The following is a 1,864-nucleotide window of genomic DNA, read 5'->3' as shown; positions in this document are numbered from 1 at the left end:
CCGACGATCGCCGTCGTCACCGCGAGGACGAGCGCCGCGCCCACCTGGGTGCTCGTCTGGATGAGCCCCGCGGCGAGGCCCTGCTCGGCGTCGTGGATCCCGGCGGTCGCCTGCACGTTGATCGACGGGAACCCGAGCGCGAAACCGACGCCGAGGAGCAGCACGGACGGCAGGATGTCCGTCACGTACGTGGGATCCGTGCCGATCCGCAGGAACAGCAGATAACCCAGCGAGAGCGAGAGCAGCCCGGCGATCACGAGTCGGGTCGCCCCGAAGCGGTCGATGAGCCGACTCGCGAACGGCGCGCTGCCGGCCACCATGAGCCCTGCGGGAAGCAGCGCTAGGGCCATCGCGAGCGGTGCCCAGCCGAGAACTGACTGCAGGTACAGCGTCACGATGAACTGGAAGCTCAGGTAGGAACCGAACAGCGCCACCGCCGCCAGGTTCGCGCGGGCCACCCAGCCCTCGCGGAGGATCCCGAAGCGGATGAGCGGGTGCTTGGCGCGCGTCTCGATCCACGCGAACGCCGCGAGCACGGCGGCCGAGGCCGCGAAGCCGCCGACCGTCTGCGCCGAACCCCAGCCGGCGCCCGGCGCCGAGACAAGCGTGAACACGAGCCCGAGCATGCCGGCGGAAAGGGTGACGGCGCCCCAGACGTCGTGCCCGCCGCTGTTCGCCGGGCGGTCCCGCGGGATGAAGCGCAGCCCCAGGAGTACGGCCGCGACGGCGATCGGCACGGAGAAGAGGAACGTCCAACGCCAGCTGAGCGCCGTCATGAGTCCGCCCACCACGAGGCCGAGCGAGAACCCGCTCGCGCCGAACGTCGTGTAGATGGAGATCGCGCGATTGCGCTCGCGGCCTTCCGCGAAGTTCGTGGTGATGATCGAGAAGCCCGTGGGCGCCGTGAACGCGGCCGCGAGGCCCTTGATGAAGCGCGTCGCGATGAGCATCGTGGGGTCGCTCACGAGCCCGCCGAGGAGAGACGCGGCGGCGAAGACCGCAAGCGCCGCGAGGAAGATCCGGCGGCGCCCCATGAGGTCCGCCATGCGCCCGCCGAGCAGCAGGAGGGAGCCGTACCCGAGCACGTAGCCCGAGACGATCCACTGGAGCGACTCGGTGCCGAGGCCGAGCTCGCGGCCGATCGAGGGGAGGGCGACGCCGACCATCGAGACGTCGAGCCCGTCGAGGGCGAGCACGACGCAGAGGGTGACGAGAAGGAGCCACTGGGCGCGCGTCCAGCGAGCGTCGCGGGGTGTGGCGGGGGTCCGAGGGGTGGCCAAGTCGGGCAGAGTGGTCAGGTCTTGTGCCATGGCCTCGACGTTACATGACGCTTCATTGAATGACAAGGAAAAAGATGAACTGGAATTTAAATCCCGGTGGCGATAGACTCGGACCATGTCTACGGAGGCACTACCCCAGCTCGTAGAACAGTGGCGAGCCATCCAATGCGCCTATCTCAAGACGTCCAACGCGCTTGACCGTGAGCTGTCCGCGCGCCATGGGATCGGCCTCAACGAGTTCGAGACGCTCGATCTGCTCTCAGAACAGAGCGCTGACGGGTGCCGCATGAAGGACCTCACGGCCATCTCGCCCATGACGCAGAGCGCGCTGTCCAAGATCGTCGACCGGCTCGAGAAGGCCGGATTCGTGCGCCGCGCCGCGTGCGCCGAGGACCGCCGCTCGCTCTATCTCGAGCTGACCGAGGCGGGCGCGCGACTCCACGGCGAGGCGGCGGTCACGCACCGCGAGCTCCTTCTGGCGAATCTCCCAGGCTGAGCCGCCCGCACATCTTGGCTGCTGCCTTCAGCGCGTTCCGAAACAGTGCCGCCCTCCGGTATGCCGGGGCGACGCTCGCCGGGCTCCT

At 69.0% G+C, this 1,864-nt stretch carries 2 protein-coding genes; one reads left to right on the top strand and one right to left on the bottom strand.

Features of this window, described 5'->3' with window-relative positions; all coding sequences use genetic code 11:
* Positions 1 to 1,310 (bottom strand): MFS transporter (locus tag ACLN58_RS21715; RefSeq protein ID WP_415857287.1); only part of this gene is annotated, 1,310 nt, incomplete at its 3' end.
* Positions 1,311 to 1,395: 85 nt separating this feature from the next.
* Here ACLN58_RS21715 and ACLN58_RS21710 point away from each other — a divergent pair.
* On the top strand, positions 1,396 to 1,776 hold the full coding sequence (locus ACLN58_RS21710; protein WP_415857286.1) for a MarR family winged helix-turn-helix transcriptional regulator: 381 nt from the start codon (positions 1,396 to 1,398) through the stop codon (positions 1,774 to 1,776).
* Positions 1,777 to 1,864: the final 88 nt, after the last annotated feature.

The organism is Sinomonas sp. G460-2, assembly GCF_047759905.1.
Taxonomy (GTDB): Bacteria; Actinomycetota; Actinomycetes; order Actinomycetales; family Micrococcaceae; genus Sinomonas.
The sequence above is the reverse complement of the archived record's forward strand: the minus strand, read 5'-3'. Positions and strand labels throughout refer to the sequence as shown.

Coding starts and splice junctions, on each gene's coding strand:
- ACLN58_RS21710 (WP_415857286.1), top strand. CDS start 1,396: ATGTCTACGGAGGCACTACCCCAGCTCGTAGAACAGTGGCGAGCCATC.